Origin of the sequence: Massilimicrobiota sp. An134, from assembly GCF_002160815.1 — a bacterium.
Lineage (GTDB): Bacteria > Bacillota_I > Bacilli_A > Erysipelotrichales > Coprobacillaceae > Allocoprobacillus > Allocoprobacillus merdigallinarum.
On record NZ_NFLH01000024.1, the window covers coordinates 22,703 to 38,265 of the forward strand.

The 15,563-nt window shown below is 29.0% G+C and carries 15 protein-coding genes; 1 reads left to right on the forward strand and 14 read right to left on the reverse strand.

All coding sequences use genetic code 11. The features are described from left to right. The 10 genes from B5E79_RS09605 to B5E79_RS09650 all read right to left on the reverse strand — a co-directional run bounded on the left by B5E79_RS09605 (position 1) and on the right by B5E79_RS09650 (position 9,989). Complete coding sequence (locus B5E79_RS09605; protein WP_087297852.1) at positions 1–957, reverse strand: glycosyltransferase family 2 protein; 957 nt, start codon at positions 955–957, stop codon at positions 1–3. Continuing rightward, entirely contained in the window at positions 945–2,390 is a 1,446-nt protein-coding gene (wzy, locus tag B5E79_RS09610) for an O-antigen polysaccharide polymerase Wzy (protein WP_087297853.1), read from the reverse strand. The genes B5E79_RS09605 and wzy overlap by 13 nt, the downstream gene beginning before the upstream one ends. A 1-nt stretch (position 2,391) precedes the next feature. Next, complete coding sequence (locus B5E79_RS09615) at positions 2,392–3,186, reverse strand: glycosyltransferase family 2 protein (RefSeq protein ID WP_087297854.1); 795 nt, start codon at positions 3,184–3,186, stop codon at positions 2,392–2,394. Between the two features lie 3 nt (positions 3,187–3,189). Further along, positions 3,190–4,302, reverse strand: a complete 1,113-nt coding sequence (locus B5E79_RS09620) for a glycosyltransferase family 4 protein (RefSeq protein ID WP_087297855.1) — start codon at positions 4,300–4,302, stop codon at positions 3,190–3,192. Then, complete coding sequence (locus B5E79_RS09625) at positions 4,292–5,077, reverse strand: NAD-dependent epimerase/dehydratase family protein (RefSeq protein WP_087297856.1); 786 nt, start codon at positions 5,075–5,077, stop codon at positions 4,292–4,294. Before B5E79_RS09625 ends, B5E79_RS09620 begins: the two co-directional genes overlap by 11 nt. Further along, complete coding sequence (locus B5E79_RS09630) at positions 5,074–5,688, reverse strand: sugar transferase (RefSeq protein WP_087297857.1); 615 nt, start codon at positions 5,686–5,688, stop codon at positions 5,074–5,076. Before B5E79_RS09630 ends, B5E79_RS09625 begins: the two co-directional genes overlap by 4 nt. 35 nt (positions 5,689–5,723) lie before the next feature. Continuing rightward, positions 5,724–6,236, reverse strand: coding sequence for an antiterminator LoaP (gene loaP, locus B5E79_RS09635; RefSeq protein WP_087297858.1), 513 nt, complete (start codon positions 6,234–6,236; stop codon positions 5,724–5,726). Between the two features lie 230 nt (positions 6,237–6,466). Continuing rightward, positions 6,467–8,338: a polysaccharide biosynthesis protein gene (locus B5E79_RS09640; RefSeq protein WP_087297859.1), complete on the reverse strand. Its 1,872-nt coding sequence runs from the start codon at positions 8,336–8,338 to the stop codon at positions 6,467–6,469. 395 nt (positions 8,339–8,733) lie between these two features. After that, positions 8,734–9,189, reverse strand: coding sequence for a hypothetical protein (locus B5E79_RS09645; RefSeq protein WP_143746780.1), 456 nt, complete (start codon positions 9,187–9,189; stop codon positions 8,734–8,736). Positions 9,190–9,392: 203 nt separating this feature from the next. After that, positions 9,393–9,989, reverse strand: coding sequence for a recombinase family protein (locus B5E79_RS09650; RefSeq protein WP_087297861.1), 597 nt, complete (start codon positions 9,987–9,989; stop codon positions 9,393–9,395). Positions 9,990–10,392: 403 nt separating this feature from the next. On the opposite strand from B5E79_RS09650, the gene B5E79_RS09655 reads away from it, so the two are divergent. After that, a complete protein-coding gene (locus tag B5E79_RS09655) occupies positions 10,393–11,949 on the forward strand; it encodes an AAA family ATPase (protein ID WP_087297862.1) in 1,557 nt (518 codons plus the stop codon). A gap of 436 nt (positions 11,950–12,385) precedes the next feature. Here the strand turns inward: B5E79_RS09655 and B5E79_RS09660 are convergent, their stop codons facing one another. From B5E79_RS09660 to B5E79_RS09670, 4 genes are all read right to left on the reverse strand, one after another. Continuing rightward, entirely contained in the window at positions 12,386–13,621 is a 1,236-nt protein-coding gene (locus B5E79_RS09660; RefSeq protein ID WP_087297863.1) for a hypothetical protein, read from the reverse strand. Continuing rightward, positions 13,618–14,685, reverse strand: a complete 1,068-nt coding sequence (locus B5E79_RS09665) for a hypothetical protein (protein ID WP_087297864.1) — start codon at positions 14,683–14,685, stop codon at positions 13,618–13,620. The genes B5E79_RS09660 and B5E79_RS09665 overlap by 4 nt, the downstream gene beginning before the upstream one ends. A gap of 162 nt (positions 14,686–14,847) precedes the next feature. Next, on the reverse strand, positions 14,848–15,006 hold the full coding sequence (locus B5E79_RS13490; protein WP_158095493.1) for a hypothetical protein: 159 nt from the start codon (positions 15,004–15,006) through the stop codon (positions 14,848–14,850). Positions 15,007–15,021: 15 nt separating this feature from the next. Further along, a partial coding sequence (locus B5E79_RS09670; RefSeq protein ID WP_087297865.1) for a PD-(D/E)XK nuclease family transposase occupies positions 15,022–15,563 on the reverse strand: 542 nt, incomplete at its 5' end.

Here is a 15,563-nt window from a genome sequence, read left to right on the forward strand (position 1 = left end):
TTAACTCCTTTTCAATAAACAATCTTTAAAAAATAATAGCCATTTTGCAAATGTAAATTGTTTTTTAGATAAAAGATAACAAAATAATTTATATAGCTTTGGCTTTGATAAATAATATTTGTTTTGATTCCAATGATTATAAAATTTTTCATGATTACTTAAACATTTATCTAATTCTTGATATCTTTTTAATGGTAATAACTTTAAAGCAGATCCATAAAAAAGATGTTGTAGAGACAGATATTCTAATTCTTCAGGAAATTGATTGTTTAAGTGCTTTCTCAAGTTATCTATAGCTTCAATCATATCCAAAATTTTTGGATTATATTTATTTTGATTCATAATTGAATTAGTTCTAAATTGATAAAAATAAATACCCTCATGAATATAACCGATTTTATTTGTATACTTAGCCAAGCTAGGAATAACTGCTAAATCTTCGTACCAAATTTTAGTTGGAAACATAATTTGATTTTCTATAAATAATGATTTTTTAAACATTTTATTACACGCATTCGGTGTAGATAAAATGTAGTCTTTTAATGAAACGTTATTCATACTTTTTTCATGAATAAATTTCTCATCGTTATACACTTTTACAAAATCAAAGACTAAAATATCTAAATCTTTCTCTTTCATGAAAGAAGTTAATTTTTGCAAACTATTTTCTTTTATATAATCATCACTATCTACAAACATAAGATATTGACCATTTGCATAAGGAATAGCAAAGTTTCTAGTATCACCTAATCCACCATTATCTTTGATAAATCCTTTCACTATGTTTGGATATTTCTTTACATATTCATCTATAATCATTTGAGAATTATCTGGCGAAGAATCATTGACAAGTAAAATCTCATAATTGTCTATATCTTGATTTAATAGTGAATCGATACATTTTCTTAAATATTTTTCCGTATTATATATCGGAACTACAATACTTATTTCAACCATTTAAATTCTCCTTTTTTATATTTTTTAGATAAATATTCAAAAAAGATTACAAGTAATATCGCAAATCCACAATGCCATATATATTCTCTATATATTGCCCCAAAATATCCTCTAATCCAAAAAAACAGGAGGGGAGTAATATATGTAGCCAATAAATAAAGAAAATATTTTTTATTTTTTCTAGAAATAACAATTCTATAATATATATAACCTAGAAAAACACCTAATATTAATGCAAATAGAAAACCAGCCCAATGGAATGAATAAAAGAGTTCCCCTATGTATGAACCACCAATAGGTTGATTAAAAGCATTGATATGATTAGTATAAATCATTTGATTGACTACATTAGCATTAAAACCACCTATGTTAGGTAAAACCAGAATAATTGGTAAAATATAATTCAGACCAAATGTTGGACCAGGTTTTGAAGCAATAGTAAAACATACAGTTGAGAATGTTGATCCAAATTCAGATAATGCCATGACAATTTGATTATCAGTTAATGAATATAAAAAAACATTGACAATTTCAGTTAGAGAAAATCCTGATATATTTCTTACATTTGCTATAAAATTCAATAAAACTAATCCAAAATATCCAAGCAAAATTAAATAAAAGATTTGCTTTCCTGATAGATTATATACTAAATTCTCCCAGACAATAAACAATCCTACTAAAAAGACAATTGATTCGCCTCGACCACCACTTGACATCATAATCACTTTATATATGATAGTAGAACAAAATATGATATTAGCAATTCTCTTTTTATTAGAAAAGCCTATAATTAATGCAAAGATTGAAAAATTAAAAAAATTGGCTATCACTTCTACAAAATCATGAACATTTAAATTAAAAGTATTTGCATAACCACCTTGAAAGAACAATATCAAACGTGATATATCAATATACAAGGTAGGAATAATCCCAATCAAAAAACATATAATCCCAATTAATTTTATTTTCTTCAACGAGACATCAAATATTGCATGGCTTGTATAAGAATTCGAATGCTTTTTCATCATATATTTATAGAAAAAAAACAATCCTATAAAAAGCATTGTTTGTGCTAATAAAGCAAATACAGCTGCTTCTTTATAAACATCAAATTGAATATACCATAATGGAAAAAGTACATTATTTCCAAAATCCATATTAAAAGCTTTAATTGGGATGTGACCATAATTAAAAATATAGCTTAAAATAAAAAATATGATTGGAAAAGTTATAAACTTTTTTTCTAATTGAAAAAAAGAAGTCATATGTATAATCAGTTGAAGCAAAGTAATTAAAAAGAAAATAATGAACCAAGTTTGTTGATGAGTGATTAAAAGTGTTCCACAGCCTAATAGGCATAAAATAACTTCTATACTCAACAAATTTTTATATTTTAAAATATATTCTTTTTGACTTAGTAAATAATTTTTCATCTCAAAACTTCCTTTTATATATATTCATTATTCTCATTGGTATTAAACCAACAACTAAAGGTTTTATTGCATAAAGATAATAACGAATAGAAACCTTTTCTTTTTTCATCCAATAAAATTTTAACTTTGCTTCTTGTAATCTATATTTATACTTTCTTTTTTTTATAGAAAAAAAACTCTCTCTATAATAGAGAAGAGGAATATCTAAGTTGTATATTTTAAAATTATTTGATAAAAGTTTACACCATAAATCATAATCTTCAGCTCTTTGTGTTAGTTGATTTACAGTATAACCATTCACAAATAATAATGCATCCTTTTTCATAAGTACAGTAGGATGAATAATTTGAGTCTTTTTGATTGCGTCTGATAAACACACTTCAAAAGGATGAATCATAAATTCTTTACATGGTTCATCATTTTCATTGATGGTTATGCTTTTTGAACCAACAACAGCATATTCTTTATGTTCTAATAAAAAATAGTATTCAACTTCCAATCTATTTATATAACTAATATCATCACTATCCATTCTTGCAATATATTGACCAGATGCCATTTGTATACATTCATTTAATGATGCAGCTAAACCTAAATTAGTTGAGTTATTGATAACTTTAATTCTTGAATCTAATTTTTGAAATTTTTGTATTATTGATAAGCTGGAATCAGTTGAACAATCATTGCATATAATAAATTCAAAATCTTCAAAAGTCTGACTTAAAATTGATTGAATAGATTTTTCAAGATATTTAGCATCATTATATACACTCATTATCACAGAAATCATTACCATTCATTAAAACTCCAATCCATAGATTTTTTTCATTTCTTTTAATATAGTTTGTAAATTGTATGTTTCCATAGATTTTAAACTAGTCTGAATGATTTTAGGAAAATCATCTTGTTGTCTTAAAATAATATCAACTACATCTTTCTGAAATTTAGATAAATCCAGAAGATATCCATCTTTTTGATGAGTTATGAGATCAGTGTTACCTCTAATACGACTTGCTATGCAAACTAACCCACAAGCTTTTGCTTCCATTAAAGCAACAGATAATCCCTCTCTTTTAGATGGAAATAAAAAAATATGACAAGATTTCATGATTTCAATAACATCATTTCTATATCCTAGTAAATGTAATCTATTAGACACATGAAGTTGTTTTGCTAATTGCTCATAACTTTCTTTCATATTACCAATTCCACAAATAAGATAATGGATATTATTCGGTAAATTAGGCAGACATTCTATAACAACTTTGTGATTTTTATTTTCATTGAGTTCTCCTACTGATAAAAGTAATACTGAATTTATAGGTATTTGTAATTCTTCACATAACTTTTTCTTATTTCCTTGAATAGAGTTTATTTTATCCATATCAATTCCTACACCAGGCACATATTGAATTTTTCCGGTCTTTTTCAATTTAAATTTTTGTGCAATTTTATAATCTTCTTTGTTAATGGTTATAAGAATATCAGTATAGTGAGAACATATTTTTTCAATTGGATAATAAATTACCCAATTTTTTAAAGGAGCTCCTTTAAAAAAATGAAAACCATGTGCAGTATAAATCATTTTTGTACTTTTATAATGCTTGCTCATTCTATTTGCAATACGAGCAATAACACCACCTACAGGTGTATGACAGTGAATAATATCAAAATTGTATTGATTTATAATTTTTTTTAATTGTCGTAAAGCTTTTAAATTATGAGTGTGAAATGGATTTCTTTCAAAAGGAAGGTCATGTTTAATATCACAAGATTCAAAAACATGTTCTCCATGAGAAGCTACATGAACTTCATATCCATAATCATGAAACATTTTTAAAAAGGGAATATGAAAAGCCTGTATATGACTATCTACATGTGCAACAAATAAGACTTTTTTCTTATTTTCCATATCTCAAATCTCCAAAACATTTTGTAATAATTTCTACTTTTCCAATAAATAGTCGAATAATAGGATTAAATATTGATAGATAAAATACTTTGACATTCTCTTCCTTCATCTGTCTTCTTATCATATCAACCGTACACATATATTCCTTGTTCTGTGGCAGATATAATCCCTGACTATCCTCATCTATATATTCTTTTATATCCTGACATAGCTTCTCTATAGATATTGAGCTTCTCTCATTTCTAAGAGTAGGGAAAATATGAAACTTTCTGACAGCTTTATATAATCTTTCCATATTTCCTGGAGCTCCTTTTCCATATACCATTGGTGGTCGAACAATACATACTTTGAAATTATCATCATCTAATTCATTTAATTTTAATTCAGCTTCATATTTGCTTTTTCCATAGTATGTATGAGGATGACATTTCGTATCTTTCGTAATAAGCTGATCTGAATAATTTAAACCATATACACTCATTGAGCTCATAAAGATAAATTGATGAATATTTTCTGACTTTGCTTTCTTCGCAATATCAACTGCTAAATCTCTATTGACTTGATAATAAAGTTGCTCATTTTCTTTAACTTCTTTTTTATGTGCAATACCAGCCACATGATAGACAACATCAAATGGAGAGAAGTCAAACTCTTTCCAGCTGTCATCTCGAACATCAAGCTCTTCTACATAATAGTTATCTGGATACTGTTCAAGGTATTTCTTGAAGCTTGTCCCTATATAGCTGTCCTTTCCAGTAATCAGGATTCTCTTCATGCTTCTTCCTCCTTATGGAGTTCACCAGTTCCACCTTCAACCACGCCTTCATGCTTCAATACGGATGTGATTGTTCCAAAGAAGCATTTCACATCAAATGGAAATGACATGCGTCTGACGTATTCTCCATCTAAAGCAGCTTTGACATCTATCTCTAGTTCATCTCTTCCATTGATCTGTGCCCATCCTGTCAGTCCTGGCTTGATATCATTGGCTCCATATTTATCTCTTTCAGCTATCAAATCATCCTGATTCCACAGTGCAGGTCTTGGACCTATGATGGCCATCTCTCCCTTTAATATATTGATGATCTGTGGCAGTTCATCAAGCGATGTCTTTCTCAGGAACTTTCCAGCTTTTGTTATATACTGGTCTGGATTGGACAGCATATGTGTTGGCATATCCTTTGGCGTATCTATATACATTGTTCTGAATTTTAATATGTTGAAATGCTTTTTATTCTTTCCAACTCTCTTCTGTCTAAAGAAGATAGGTCCCTTACTGTCAAGCTTGATCCATACGCAGAGAATAATAAAAACAGGACTTAATACAATAAGTCCAATCAACGAAAGTATAAAATCTATAACACGTTTCAAGAAGTGCTTATACACCTGTTTTCCCTCCCAATAAAAAAAACAAGAATTGTTTAATTCTTGCTTATGATTTCTAGTCCTACCTTTGCTGTTGTATCGTTGCCGAAGATATGCAGACTGATATAGGCAATGCGCTTATGCCTGTCTATCTTCGTTATCATTCCTTCATATCCCTTCAGTGGTCCTTCGCTGATGTGTATCGTTTCTCCCTCGATGAATCCTACTGACATGTCTACCAGATGGTCATCTCCAGCAAACCTCTTTAAAAACTCCACCTCGCCATCCTGCAACGGATAGATGACGTCCTTCTTCTTACCGATGATCTTGGTGAGATCCGGTATCTTCTTGAGCTCCACATAGAGTTCTTCTATATGCTCAGTAATCATGAAGACATATCCCCGAAAGAGCACGCATCTGACATCCTGCCAGACTCCTCGAAACTTCTTCCTTGCGACAAACTCGGGAATGAAGCAATCATAAAGAACATCGTCTGAAATAAGAAACCTGCATCTATCGGCTATCTCCCTTTCATGACCGCTTCGTACCTGCATGACATACCAGTTCATTTCCATGACCTCCTTAAAAAGGGTAAGCTTCGCCTGTCGAACATGCTTTTGAATAAAAAATGTTCAACGCATCACACATCTATGACCATACCTCAAGACAAACGTGACAAGGCAACGATTTCCCTCTACAGCATTCCTGACGGATAACTCTCTATTATCCTTTATAAAACCAAAGACATAATACTACAATTTTATTCAGATTGCAACTGTATAAAAATGTAATATCATCGTTAAGAATTTTTATCAGAAATAATCAAATTCAAAATTGTTTCTTTTATTTCTGATGGAGTTACATTTTCTTTATAAATCACATTATGTAATTGACTTAATCTTGCATCAATATCTTCAACAGATATATCCATTGGTGCATTCTTATAAATCAAATCATTCTTTGTACGTGTTGTATCTTCACCGTCTAAGCGTAACTCCTCAAACATTTTTTCTCCTGGTCTAAGACCAATCTCTTTTATTTCAATATCTTCATAAGGTTTTAATCCTGCTAATCTAATCATCTTTTCAGCTAAATCTAAAATCTTAACAGGTTCGCCCATATCTAAAACAAATATATCTCCCTGATCAGCATAATATCCTGCCTGTAAAACAAGTTGTGCAGCTTCAGGAATTGTCATAAAATAACGTATAATTTCTTTACTCGTTAATGTGACAGGTCCTCCTTCAGCAATCTGTGCTTTAAAAATAGGAATAACCGAACCATTAGAACCCAATACATTTCCAAATCTAACAGCTGCCATTTTTGTAACACCATTATGACCATTAGCCTGTAAAATCATTTCTGTCATACGTTTTGTTGCTCCCATAACATTTGTAGGATTAACAGCTTTATCTGTACTAATCATAATGAATCTTTTCACTCTATGTTCAATACATGAATGAATGACATTGTTTGTTCCAAATACATTGTTTTTAATAGCTTCCATAGGTCTTGTTTCCATTAATGGCACATGTTTATGTGCTGCCGCATGATAAACAACATCTGGATGATATCTACTAAATATTTCATCAATGGCTTTTTTATCTCTAATAGATGCAATTAATGATTTCATTTCAATATTCTGACTCATTTGACCATGTCCAATATGACGTTTAAATTCCTGTTCTAACATATATAAAGAATTTTCATTAATATCAATCATAACCAATTTTCTAGGTTGAAATTTCACAATCTGACGACACAACTCAGAACCAATACTTCCACCAGCCCCTGTCACAACAACAACCTGATCTTGTAAATAAGAGCTGATTTCACTTTGATCAAGATGAATTTCACCTCTACCTAATAAATCCTCAATCTTAATATCTGCAACAACACTATTATTTTTCGTATTGTTCTTAAATTGAAAATTCATAATCTTTGTATCTAAACCATTATTCACACATTCATCATAAATACGTCTTAAATCTTTTTGATTCACATGTGATATAGCAATTAAAGCACTTTCTATATTGTACTTACTTTTAATCTTTGCTAAATCTTCAGTTGCTCCTAAAATAGGATACCCACCAATCATTAAATCTTTCTTAAAGTCATCAATAAAACCAACAATTTTATAATTCAAACTATTGTTCTGTCTTAATTCTCTTAATAATAAGTTTCCAGCATCCCCTGCACCAATAATAATTGTTTTCACTTCTTTAGCATTTTTCTTCAAACTATAACGTCTAAGCAAGCGATATAAAACTCTCACTCCTGACATAATAATCAATGCATAAACTCCAGCAATCAACTCTAAACTAATCAATGAAAACATGCCAAAATAAAGTTGTGATAAAAACATCACAATAATCATCGCTAATATATTAGAAGCAGTTAATCTTAATAATTCATCTACCCCAATATATTTCCATAAACTTTTATAGACTTTAAAAAAAGCAAAACTAAATGTATATACAATCAATAATACCAAAAGCCCCACTGCAACTTCAGTTCCCGTTAATCCAAGTTGCATAGTTCTTAATTGAAAATCATTTTTTGACCAATAAGCAATCAAATAAGAAAACAATACTATCAATAAATCTAATATCAATAATAATTTTTCCCTATGTTTTCTGTATATGGCATTTTCAAAAAAAACATGTAACATATATCCATCTCCCAAATTTTATTTTAGCATAACTTATGACTAAATAGTAACTATCAATGCCATTATAACCAATTTACCGACATATTTCAACACAATATCCATCATCTTCATTGTTCATCATCATCCCAATTATCTATTATCTGTTTGAAAGCTTTATCAAAATAAAAAGATAAAAAACCTTCATTATAATAAATTCAGATTTTTATCCCTTCATCTATATATCATCCATATATTTTATATGAAACAATCAAAGATATACCCATATACCTTATTTTATCTCTATTTTGTAAATTATAAACATAAAAAACAATTCTCATTTTATCTACATAAATCTAATAGGGCATTAAAAATAGTGCTCATGTTTATCCTAACTAAATAACAACAAAATGAATATATTATTTATGATATTTATCAATCACAGAATATATGAGATTTGCTAATTCTAACTCACTCCTAAAAAATCTAACTCTATTTGTTCTAAGCCATGTGATTTTTCCTTGCCATGTATTGTTCTGCCTATACATCACTTTCACCATAAAAATATCTTTACTCTTTTTAGGATACATTAATGAACGATTTAAATACTTTTCAAAATTATCTTGTTTTAATTCCTGATAATCCAATTCAACATCAAGTAATTGATTTTTTATGATCACATGATGATATCTTTCATCATATTCAGGGATATTTAAATCTTTCATGATTTGATCCATTATTAATATAAGTTCTGTTAAATTATGTAACTGGATACTTTTCTTTAAAACTGGACTATGTAAATGACCACAGATCACACCATTTTCATATGATAAAAGTGCAATTGTAAAATACATTTCTTTCGTCATAAACGACACATTTTTCAACACCTTTCTCCATAAACTAAAAAATGAACGATAATGTAGACATTATCGTTCAATGAATTTATAATAAAAATAAGCTTTTCATGAGTAAAAAAATATAAAAAAATTTACGATTTTTGATGAAATATAAAACAAAAAGTATGCGTGAAAATGTCTACTTTTTAAAGGCAAAATCACAAAATAAAATCTCTATATATCTACTCATGTGACCATCTTAAAAATGTGTTTTGAGAGATTCCTAATATTTGAGCAGCCTGCCGAAAATTAATTTCACTTTTTTCCCATTTTCCTTTTACATCATCAAAATTATCAGGGATATTTTTCCTTGGTCTACCAAATTGTACACCTCTACACTTAGCCGCATGAATGCCTTCTTTTTGCCTTTGTTTAATATTCTCTCGCTCAATTTGTGCAACATAGGCAAGAATCTGTAAAACTAAATCTGCAATAAATGTTCCAGTCAAATCATTATTTTGACTTTTTCTTGTATCTAATAATGGCATATCCAAGACAACAATATCAGCCTGTTTTTCTTTTGTAATGATTCTCCATTGATTCTGTATTTCATCATAATTTCTTCCTAATCTATCAATAGATAAAATAACAACGACATCCCCTTGTTTTAATTTTTTCATTAAACGATGATATTGTGGTCGATTAAAATTTTTCCCACTGATTTTATCCGTATATATATTCCTTTCCACAACCCCAAATTCTTTTAATGCTAGTAATTGTCTGTCTTCACATTGATCTTTAGACGATACTCTGACATACCCATATATATTTCTTTTCAATTTATGTCCTCCTTATTAACTATAGAAAATGAGTTACAATGAAATATCAAAAGAGCATTCTTGCCATATTTAGTATAATCAAAAAAACAAATATTTAACGTTTTTTATTCAAATCACAAATATAACTTCATACTTATTGTCTATTTCATCATACTACTTGTTTAAAGTATATAAAGACTATTTCTTGTTTGTGAAAAGAGTTTTGAATATACAAACATAGCAATCAGTTATTTATATGCATTATGAATGAGTTCTTTATGTTTTTCGTATCTTATCGTCATTGTATCTATAAACAAATATAGTAATAAATTTCAAAAATACTAAACAATTGACGACATATATAGTCATGGTATTTTAATCATATAAATGGTATAATAAACAGGAAAAGAAAGCAGGTGAAAGCATGGGATTATATCTCAATCCAGGAAATGATAGTTTTCAACAGGCACTTAACAATCCTATATATGTAGATAAATCATTGTTAATTAACTATATGAATCAATTGGTAGGTACTGGCGATAATAAAATATGTGTGTCAAGGCCTAGACGTTTTGGAAAAAGTACAGATGCGAATATGCTTGTTGCCTATTATTCTAAAGGATGCGATTCTCACAACATTTTTGATTCACTCAAAATCAGTGAAACCGATCATTATTTAAAACATCTTAACCAACATCATGTCATTCATATCAACATGCAAAGTTTTTTAAGCAATACACATGATATTGATAAGATGATCCAATTATTAACAATAAGAATTTTAAATGAGTTTAAACAGGCTTATTCAATCATTTTCTTTGATGAAACAAATCTGTCACTATCTTTAGAAGACATTTATGCATCCACAAAGAATCAATTTATTTTTATTATAGATGAATGGGATTGTATCTTTAGAGAATATAAGCAAGATAAAGAAGCACAAAAACAATATCTTGACTTTTTAAGAAATCTATTGAAAGATAAACCTTATGTAGAGTTAGCATATATGACAGGGATATTGCCTATTAAAAAATATGGAACACATAGTGCCTTGAATATGTTTGAAGAAATCTCTATGATTGATCCGGGATTATTACCTGAATTTATGGGATTTACTGAAGCTGAAGTTCAAGATCTTTGTATTCAATATAACGTCAGTTATGATGAAATGAAACAATGGTATGATGGATATCATATGACAGATTCTTTATCAACTCTTTCCCCACGTTCTGTTGTTGCTTCACTTATAAGAAATAGATTTGGAAACTATTGGACATCTACCGAAACTTATGAAGCCTTACAGGTTTATATAGATTTGAATAAGGATGGATTAAAAGATAGTGTTATTGAAATGTTAGCTGGTGAAAGCGTTCCAGTACAGACATCATCTTTCCAAAATGACATGACAACATTTGATACCAAAGATGATGTATTAACACTTCTGATACATCTTGGATATTTAGGATATAACAGCTCAGATCATACATGTTATATTCCTAATAAAGAAGTGATAGATTCTTTTGTAAACTCAATCAGAAAGTCCAATTGGGAAGAAACAACAAAAGCACTATTAAACAGCCGTGAGATCTTACAAGCAACGTGGAGAGAAGATGAAGAAGCTGTTGCTAAATATATTGAAGAGGCCCATTTGAATACATCAATATTAACTTACAACAATGAAAATGCTTTAGCCTATACATTATCTTTAGCATATATTACAGCTAGGGATTATTATACAATCATCAGGGAAATGCCCACAGGAAAAGGCTTTGCTGATCTAGTATTCATACCAAGACATGATAAGCCTGCTATGATTCTTGAATTAAAATGGGATCAAGAAGTCAAGACAGCGATAGATCAGATTAAAGACAAGAAATATCCAAAAGGATTAGAAAAATATAAAGATAACTTACTGATTGTAGGAATCAGTTATAATAAGAAAACAAAAAAACATACATGTCATATAGAAAAACACCAATAAAATGAAACATCTTTGGTGTTTTTCTTATTTTCTATTAATAATATTATAATAGAAAGAAAAAAACGAAACTCTTTCCCACTAAAGATTGAGCTCCATTCTGTACATTTCACACTATGATAATAACAAATTTAATCAACAATTTTAATAAAAATTTATTCCTGATAAAACACTCTCGCTCATTTCTTTCAGTTATCTGTAGTCAATATAATGCATCCTTAGCTCTGATATTTCTTAACTTATTGGAACATTCTAACTGTCATGAATCTAGTTTTTTCATTTCACGGCTACTACAAACGTCACATCTACATTCTCGCCAGGAAATACTGCATCCTGATTACAAGAAGAGGACTGAAACAAAATCAACTCTTTAAAAAAGTTAATTTGTTACAGCCCACTATTAAAAAAAGTATTTTCTAAATTGTCTGTAAATCTGTCGTCAGGCATTTTGATCACTTGGTGTGGATGAAAGCGTAGATTGATATCTTGGATTATCAAAAAACATAGCAATAGGATGTTTATTTTTTTCGTCTTTGATTGTGATACCATAGCTTTTTAATTTATATATATCATAACTACTGATTAAAGCTTTCAAAATACAATTTAAATATTCCTCTCTAATACCATCTTTCGTATTCTGTTGGAGAATATCTTCCAATATACTCATATCAAGATTTCCAACAGTTTTCTTTTTCACATCATCTTCCAACATATTTAAAAGAATATCTTTCTGTTCTCCCTGATAATATTCCTGAATATCACCTTTATTTAAAATACCATATTGATTTTGTAGACTCATTTGTTCTTCTAACATTTCATTTTGCATTTTCAATAATTCTACTTCATTTTCTAATTGACTGATTAATTCACTGTATTTGATTTTTTCATTCTCTAATTTTTCCATTTCCTGATCTAACTGATAAACTGTTTCTTCTTCATAATCTTGTGCATGATTTTTTAATTCTTCCAGATATCTTTTTTGTAAACTATGAAAATCATAACTTGTTCCATACCGTCTTTGTTTTAAATACAGACTCAAATGATGAAGAATACGTTGTTGTAATTGATCTTGGGATTCTTTTTTAAAAAAGCGATATGCCTTATAATCATGATTCAAATAATAGAAAATCACTCGGCTTTGTTGAGGAATGAGCTGACAATGTTCTTTCATCCATAATGAGACATCATATGATGTTTCATACATAACATGAGCTATTCCTCTTAACTGTCCGGCAAGATAATCAGGATCAACAACCTGTTCATAATTAATATAAACAATAGGTAAATTCTCATAAGTTTCAAGCCATTGCATGACTTGTTGACAATGATCCATATCAATTGCTATAGGGCTATCACTGATAGGAATTCTACTCGTTTGAAGCAATTGATGTGTTAATAAATAATCAATATAACGATATCCTTTTTGATATCCCTCATTATGAATACACAAACCACCATCTTTTTCATTATATATGTATTCCATACGATGATACAAATGAATCACAACACTTTGATCTTGAGGATACTGATAAATATCAAAATAATCTTCAACGATTCTTTTCTGTTGTAAATTGAGATTATCATATTGAATATCATAGACTTCAAATAATGAATCTATAAACTGTGGTATTGTCCATTTTTCTTTGAGTTTTAAATAAGTTGAAAATGATTTCATATTGAATCTCCATTCTTTTTTAAAATTGCATTTAAAATATCCAGACGGCGATAAATTTCCTGTGTTGTTTCTAAATCATGAGCTTTATGTTGAATATACTGAAGAAGACAATCATGATAGCTTGCTATTTTGTCCATATGATCCACATATATCAAAGCATCATGATATTGTCCCACCTGCATTAATTTTTGATTTTGTTTTTGGGCCTTTTGTTTATCTTCCATTAACATATGATATATATCTTTCAGTTCATCCACTTCAATTTGTTGACGTTTGATTTCTTTTTTAAATTCTTCTTGATAGTCATAAGCATTTTTCATTGTCATATTTTGTTGATGAAGAATCTGATTTTGATAAAGCTGTTCATAAGAAGGCATATGATTTTTATATTTTTTAATGATTTCATTTCTCAACAGTTCATTTAATTCATAAATCTGATATAAACTTTGACGTTTTTTATTCAATTGAAATATACGGCTTTCATGATCATCAATTATTTCAATATAGCCTTCTTCTTTTTGATTTTTACAATAACAGACATGCGCTAAGCCCAGCATCTTTCTTGCAAGAAGATTTGCATCTATATATGTGGTATGCATGTAAAGAATCGGTAACTGGTGTTCCTGAACTTTCATAGCTTCAATATCTTTAACATGATGTGCTTTATAAGAAAGCGGATAAATATCACTTTTTATATAGGGAGATACTAATATGTTTTTAAACAAAACGGGAATTGATACAGCTGATATATAACGTGAATCATGAGATGTTTCTTTAGAAAAACGTAAATGTATTTTTTCTTCTAACATATCATATATCACTTCTACTATAAAATGTGTATTTTTATCATTATCCTGTGTAGAAAAATAAATCGTAAAATATTTTTCATCAAAGATCTGAAGCTTTAAATGTTTATGATCCACTTCATATTCAAATGGAAAAGTTTTTTCTATATATAATCCTTCCATTTTATTTTTAGAATGTTCCAGCCAATCCCATAAAAAATCTATTAATATATCTTGATTTAAATTTTTTGTTGGAAACACAGCATAATAACAAAGCATTTGCCTCACCTTCCTTTGTTTTAGTATATCATAATTCCTGACAAATAAAGACAATTTTATCGAAATCAACACAGAGATTCTTTTTTATCCCTATTCAAAAAGTTCTATGATATAAGCTATAGCTGCTTATCATAGAACTTCTCTATTTTTTATTACATTCTATTATTTATCATGAAGTACCAACTTATAAAATTCTTCATAGCTGATATTCATTAAGATATGATCTTGAATTTTCTCTATCTGCTGTTCATTGCACTCCTTGACCCATTCAAAATTCATGCCTGGAAATTTCTTCAACAGAATTTGAATAAGACTTTTCATTTCACCTCGTTTTTCTCATTTTTCCATCATATCACACATAATTTTCTTTCCTCCTTCTTTTTGTTTAAAATATCTGACTCTTTCTTTCAAGACTTCATCATACATGTCTTCATGATTTTCACATCTTAAATCATGCATCAGCTTCCCTAGGGGTGTTTCACCTTCCTTGGTGGCATTCATATAAATGATATGTACCTTATCCTCAAATGATTCTCCATCTTCTCCATACCTCTGTATATGATTTTTCAATCTGTTTGTTTCTAGAACATCCTTTTCACATATGAAAATAACATAAATTTCAGGCAACTTTTCCCACTTCTCATTAACATACGACAGACTGCTATCCAATATACTGGCATGGAACCTCGCCCTTAAGGGTGAAGCGTTCTTTAGACTTCTTTCCATTTCCACATCAATAATATTCCCATTCTCTGTTGAAGCCACTATATCCATAATGACTGTTCTACCATGAAGATTTCTGTATTCATCCTGAATATGCCATTCTATAATGGAAATATCCTCTTCAAAAATGATATTGAATAATAATTCAATGCAGT

Coding starts and splice junctions, on each gene's coding strand:
- B5E79_RS09615 (WP_087297854.1), bottom strand. CDS start 3,186: ATGGTAATGATTTCTGTGATAATGAGTGTATATAATGATGCTAAATAT.
- B5E79_RS09605 (WP_087297852.1), bottom strand. CDS start 957: ATGGTTGAAATAAGTATTGTAGTTCCGATATATAATACGGAAAAATAT.
- wzy (WP_087297853.1), bottom strand. CDS start 2,390: ATGAAAAATTATTTACTAAGTCAAAAAGAATATATTTTAAAATATAAA.
- B5E79_RS13490 (WP_158095493.1), bottom strand. CDS start 15,006: ATGAAAAGTCTTATTCAAATTCTGTTGAAGAAATTTCCAGGCATGAAT.
- B5E79_RS09625 (WP_087297856.1), bottom strand. CDS start 5,077: ATGAAGAGAATCCTGATTACTGGAAAGGACAGCTATATAGGGACAAGC.
- B5E79_RS09655 (WP_087297862.1), top strand. CDS start 10,393: ATGGGATTATATCTCAATCCAGGAAATGATAGTTTTCAACAGGCACTT.
- B5E79_RS09620 (WP_087297855.1), bottom strand. CDS start 4,302: ATGGAAAATAAGAAAAAAGTCTTATTTGTTGCACATGTAGATAGTCAT.
- B5E79_RS09660 (WP_087297863.1), bottom strand. CDS start 13,621: ATGAAATCATTTTCAACTTATTTAAAACTCAAAGAAAAATGGACAATA.
- B5E79_RS09640 (WP_087297859.1), bottom strand. CDS start 8,338: ATGTTACATGTTTTTTTTGAAAATGCCATATACAGAAAACATAGGGAA.
- loaP (WP_087297858.1), bottom strand. CDS start 6,236: ATGAACTGGTATGTCATGCAGGTACGAAGCGGTCATGAAAGGGAGATA.
- B5E79_RS09665 (WP_087297864.1), bottom strand. CDS start 14,685: ATGCTTTGTTATTATGCTGTGTTTCCAACAAAAAATTTAAATCAAGAT.